The 5,025-nt window shown below is 56.8% G+C and carries 6 protein-coding genes; 1 reads left to right on the top strand and 5 read right to left on the bottom strand.

The genetic code is table 11. The features are described from left to right. The 5 genes from EKD03_RS17505 to xpt form a co-directional block, all read right to left on the bottom strand. Nucleotides 1–752: ATP-binding protein (locus EKD03_RS17505; protein ID WP_153188301.1), on the bottom strand; the 752-nt coding region annotated here is incomplete at its 3' end. Nucleotides 753–978: 226 nt separating this feature from the next. Next, the gene (locus tag EKD03_RS17500; RefSeq protein ID WP_129633634.1) at nt 979–1,254 is read right to left on the bottom strand and encodes a DUF3006 domain-containing protein; all 276 of its coding nucleotides are present in this window, start codon (nt 1,252–1,254) and stop codon (nt 979–981) included. After that, nucleotides 1,251–2,456 (bottom strand): MBL fold metallo-hydrolase, encoded by a 1,206-nt coding sequence (locus EKD03_RS17495; RefSeq protein ID WP_161569302.1) that lies wholly within the window; start codon nt 2,454–2,456, stop codon nt 1,251–1,253. Before EKD03_RS17495 ends, EKD03_RS17500 begins: the two co-directional genes overlap by 4 nt. 36 nt (nt 2,457–2,492) lie before the next feature. Continuing rightward, nucleotides 2,493–3,401 carry a DMT family transporter gene (locus EKD03_RS17490; RefSeq protein ID WP_129633632.1) on the bottom strand — a complete coding sequence of 303 codons (909 nt, stop codon included), beginning with the start codon at nt 3,399–3,401 and terminating at the stop codon, nt 2,493–2,495. 6 nt (nt 3,402–3,407) lie between these two features. After that, nucleotides 3,408–4,001 (bottom strand): xanthine phosphoribosyltransferase, encoded by a 594-nt coding sequence (xpt, locus tag EKD03_RS17485; protein WP_129633630.1) that lies wholly within the window; start codon nt 3,999–4,001, stop codon nt 3,408–3,410. 197 nt (nt 4,002–4,198) lie between these two features. On the opposite strand from xpt, the gene EKD03_RS17480 reads away from it, so the two are divergent. Beyond that, the coding region (locus tag EKD03_RS17480; protein ID WP_153188302.1) for a DUF488 domain-containing protein at nt 4,199–5,025 on the top strand (827 nt) is incomplete at its 3' end.

Genomic DNA, 5,025 nt, shown 5'->3' with positions numbered 1-5,025 from the left:
GCATTCACCAACCAGGGCTGGCCCTGAGTCAGGTGGAAGGCGTGCGCGGTCGCTTCTGGGGTAAAGATCTGGCCGGTCGCCTGGGTATGCTGGAGGTAGAGCGCGGCCACTTCGGTGGCGCTGAAGTTACCGAGGGTAAGCGAACGGCTCTTGATATTGAAGGGGCTGGCCGTCCCCAGGCGGCTACTTCCCCCCGCCGCGACCTTATAGTCGCGCACGTCGCGCATGCCGATTAGCGCCAGGGCGTGCGGGAAGGCGTGGGGGCGTCGCGCATAGCCAGATCGCAATTGGCGCAAGACCGAGATGAGCGTAGCATCCTGCAAGGAGTCGATCTCGTCAATCAGTACTACCAGTGGGCGGGGTGAGGCTTGCGCCCAAGCGGTGAGTGCCGATCCGATACGCATCCCAGCGTCGGCCTCAGACCACACCGGTGGTTGGAGATCGGTTGGTAATTGCCACATGGCACTCTTCTGCCACTCTTCTAGGATCGCCAACTCGGCGGTGTTGGGGTCAGCATTAAAGGCACTGCCCACCTCCACCGAGAGTAGCACTGCCGTCCACTGGCCGCTGGCGGTGAGTTCCTGGGCCAACGTGAGCATGGCGGTGGTCTTGCCGGTTTGGCGCGGGGCGTGCAGCACGAAGTAGCTTTGCTGCTGGATGAGCCGCATGACCTCCGGGATGCGGGCGGTGGGCGGCAGCATGTAGTGAATATCGGCGCGGCACGGGCCAGCTACGTTAAACCAGCGAGTCATGGGGAGCCTCCTCTGGCTTCAGTATAGCATGGGCACACGTTTCCCTCGGTGGGGATTGGAGCTACGCCCCAAACCCCACCATCACCCATCCGCGTCCCGCAAGCTTAGCTGAATGCCGAGGATAGTCCACGCATCGGCTTCGGTAAGCAGATCGCCACTCTCGTGCGCCAATCACCCCCCGGCCATGCGTGAGATGCCTAATCCGCTCTAGGGCGATACTTCGTTCCTACTCTGATGGATCAAGATGTTCCCCACGTCGCAAGCGGGCAAGTTTCTCCGCAATCCGCGCCTGGGCGGCGGCGGTTGCTTCGGCATCAATCTCTGCTACCACCACTTCAGCCCCATCCAATACGATGCGTAACCACGTACCAGGACGGGCATTGCGTGGTAATCGCTTGCGCGGTACATCATGCTGTTCCTGCTGCGGGCCTACCAGCAATACCGCCAAGCGACCTTCATATCGATCAATCACTGCACTCTGATAGACTGGTTGATCGTTCATGGTAGCTTCTCACACGCAATTCCATCGTTATCCCCATCAAGTCGGTGGGGATCGTGGGCTGGTCCACCAGCCGCGAGAAAGAATGTCTGTGCCTCTTGTTGAGTCGCAAAGTCGCCACAATCACGATCAGGGAGGGAGGGCGCATAGGGCTGCGGCGCTGATGGTATAGCTATTGGTGTCTTCTCGGTTGATGTTTCAGGTATCAGCACCGTATCCATACGCTGGGTTTGTACCTCTATCTGTTCCCCATCCGTACTCAATACAATCGTACCATCTCGATTTGTGCCATAGATAGTGGCTCCTACCTGTCCTAGTGCGGTGAGGGTTTCCGTATGGGGATGGCCATAGCTATTATTCCTACCTGCCGAATAGACTGCAATCTGCGGGCGTACCACGCGAAGGAACTCAGGAGAAGATGAGGTATATGAGCCATGATGCCCCACCTTCAAAATAGTCGCTGTTAACTGATCACTACTAGCTCCGAGCAATGCTCGTTCACTGATCGCTTCAGCATCACCCATCAGCAGGAGACTCACGGCTCCATATTCAAGCCGTAGCACAATGGAAGTATCGTTGAGGTTCGCTGCATTCGCTTCGCTGCGTAATACACGGAAGGCTAAACTTCCAAACGCGATGTGTTCACCCGTATGAACTTCACGGTAGGGAACCTTGGCACTCAAGATCGCATCAAGGAAGTTCTCAAAGGTTCCCGTTGTATGGCTGGCACCTGAGGCTATCACTTCACCAACCGTAAGGGTGTGGAGGATGTCTATAAGCCCACCAATATGATCCGCATGCGGATGGGTTGCAATCAGGGTATCAATATGCGTAATACCCTGTGCTTGAAGATAGGCGAGTGCTAATCCATTCTGTGGCCCACCATCAATAAGCACGGTTGCTCCATCAGGAGCCTGAATCAAGATACTATCGCCTTGCCCCACATCAATGAAGTGAATACGCAGCAACTCTGTCGGTGGTGGGAGTCCCGATGCTGTTGATTCTTCTGGATATGCCGATGCTGGTGCCTCTAGGACGGCACTTCCACTTGCTCCATTGTATGATTGGGCAAAGATCGTTGTTGGTGCCGCCTCGATGGTGCCAAATGTTCCTGTCGTTGGCGTTACGGTGAAACTACAGCCGGTAAGCATGATGCTGATGAGACAGAGCAGGCTGTAGCGTAAGGAAGAGGATAGGTTATCCATAAGGTGTCCCAAGTGTGTGGGTAGTTTTGTATTCCTTCATGTCTTCTTGTACAACAAGCCCATACTGCCCAACAAGAGCAGAATCCCCACGATTCCCAACGGTACGAGGCGCTCGCCCAAGAAGAGGATAGCCAACAAGGTTGACCCCAGCGGCTCCAGCAGCGTCAGGATCGCGGTGATGGTGGCCGAGGTGGTACGCATACCATGCAGGTAGAGAATGTAGGCCACCGCCGTCGGCACTACCCCCAGGTAGATCAGAATGCCCCACCCCCACGGGGTATAGTCGAGATAGAGGTTGCCAGAGAGCGCCACCACCGGCGCGAGCAGCACTGCACCCAGCGTAAAGGCGAGCGTGATCGGCTGGATGGGGTGGTAACGCGGCGCGAGTACCCGCCCGGTCAGCACCACGATGCTATAGGAGAAGCCTGCGGTCAGCGCCAAGGCAGCCCCGGTAAGCATGGTGTTCAGATCGCCACCCTGCGGCACCCCACCCACCAGCATGGCCGTACCGAGCACCGCACCGACCAGCGCCAGCATCGTCATGCGGCTAAGAGCTTCACCCAGGAAGATACGCGCCAGAATCGCGGTGAAGATCGGCGCACTACAGATATTGATCATCACCGCAGCGGCGACCCCGACCTGGGCGATGGCGGCGAAATAGGCCACTTGATACCCAGCGAAACTGACCCCCATCAGCGCCACCACCCACAGATCACGGCGCTGCACGCGCCAAAAGTGGCGTCCAACCATCGCCCAGCCGAGCAGGATGAGCACCGGAGCAGCGATGACGAGGCGCAAAAACCCGACTCCGAGCGGATCGGCGGGGGCTTGGGTATAGAGCAGGCGCACCGAGGCCCCAATCGTGCCCCAGATCAGCGCCGCCGCGATAATGAAGGCCATGCCCTGGTTGGGGGCGGCCTTGGTCGTAGATTTAGAGAGCATCATGGGGTATTACTCAGCCTCACGCATCACCACGCGCCCCGCCTCCAGCCGCTCGATCTGGGCCAGGGTGGTAATGGGGATGTTGCGATCTGCAAGGTTCTGGCGACCGCCCTGAAAGCACTTCTCAACCAGAAAGCCCGCCACGACTAGATCGGCCTGCGCCTCAGCGACGATTTCGGCCAGCGCGAGCGCGGTACGCCCATTGGCCAGGAAGTCATCAATCATGGCCACCCGCGCCCCGGCGGGTAGGTAACGCTGCGCAATCACCAGGCGCGTCATGCCACCCTTGGTGGGCGAAGGCACCAGGCGCGAAAATTCGGGTGGCTCCACATTCGGCGCATACTTCTTGGCATAGACCAGCGGCAGCCCCGAATGTAACGCCACCGCGAGCGCGGGGGCAATCCCACTCGCCTCAGCCGTCAACAAAAGATCGGGCTGGAACGGCGCAATCCGGCGCGCCAACTCCGCCCCCATCGCCCCCATAAGGTGCGGGTCAATCCGATGGTTGAGAAAGTGGTCAATCTTCACAATACGGTCATCAATGACGGTGGCCTCGGCCAAAATGCGCACCACCAGCGGAGCAAACGGAGTATCGAGGGACACGATGGAGTCTCCTTGGATGCGTGTAGGGTCTATGGGGTCTATTGTACCGTAGTGGGGGGATGAGAGTAACGAAGCAGAACATGCTGATGTGTTAAAATTTCTCGGTGGGCTCACTCTTGCTTTTCCATTAAGGTTGCAATGATCTGGTGAGTATGCCATAATATTGCTGTCGAACATTTGGTCTATAGGTATCAAGAATGCTCAATCGTCAAAAAGCCGTCCTGCTCCTCTTGCAACAGGCAGGTCGTGCAGTATCACCTGTTCAACTGATGAAGTGGTCGTTCTTACTCGCCAATGAAACGCCCTCGCATGGCGGAGCGACCTTCTATGCCTTTGTGCCTTATCAATACGGCCCATATTCCTTCACACTTGAACAGGAGAAGGACTCATTAGTTCGCAATGGACTACTTGAGATTACAGAACAAGGCCAGCTACGCCTAACACCTGCTGGTCAACAGGCTGAATTGAAACTTGCTGGCGATGTGCCACAAGACATCCGCTACATTACAGACACCTATGGTGATCGTTCGGCCCAGGCACTGATCAACCTGGTGTATCAGAAATACCCGTGGTACACGATCAATAGTCAGCTATCGGGACAGGCTCGTACCACCCCGCCCATCGTAGATTGTGCGATCTACACCATGGGCTATGAGGGATTAACCGCCGATGCCTTCCTCAATCGCGTGCTTGAGGTGGGGATACGTCGCATGATTGATGTTCGCAATAATCCAGTCTCGCGGCGCTATGGTTTTCATAAAAGTACGCTTACTCGGCTGGCAAAACTGCTTGGGCTAGAGTATGTGCATGTTCCAGAGTTAGGTATTCCAAGTGCCGAACGTAGCCATTTAGAATCGTTTGCCCAGTACGAGGATCTGTTTTGTGCGTATGAAGCCGGGCTTCCGCAGGTACTCGAACAGCAACGTGCAGTTGCGAAGCTTCTCGAAGAGAAGCCCAGTGTATTGGTGTGTATGGAGGCCGATCCGCGCTGCTGCCACCGCAGTGTGTTGGCACAGGCACTTAC

This window comes from Candidatus Oscillochloris fontis (assembly GCF_004138135.1).
In the GTDB taxonomy this organism is placed as follows: Bacteria; Chloroflexota; Chloroflexia; order Chloroflexales; family Chloroflexaceae; genus Oscillochloris; species Oscillochloris fontis.
This window is presented reverse-complemented; position numbering and strand designations above follow the sequence as displayed.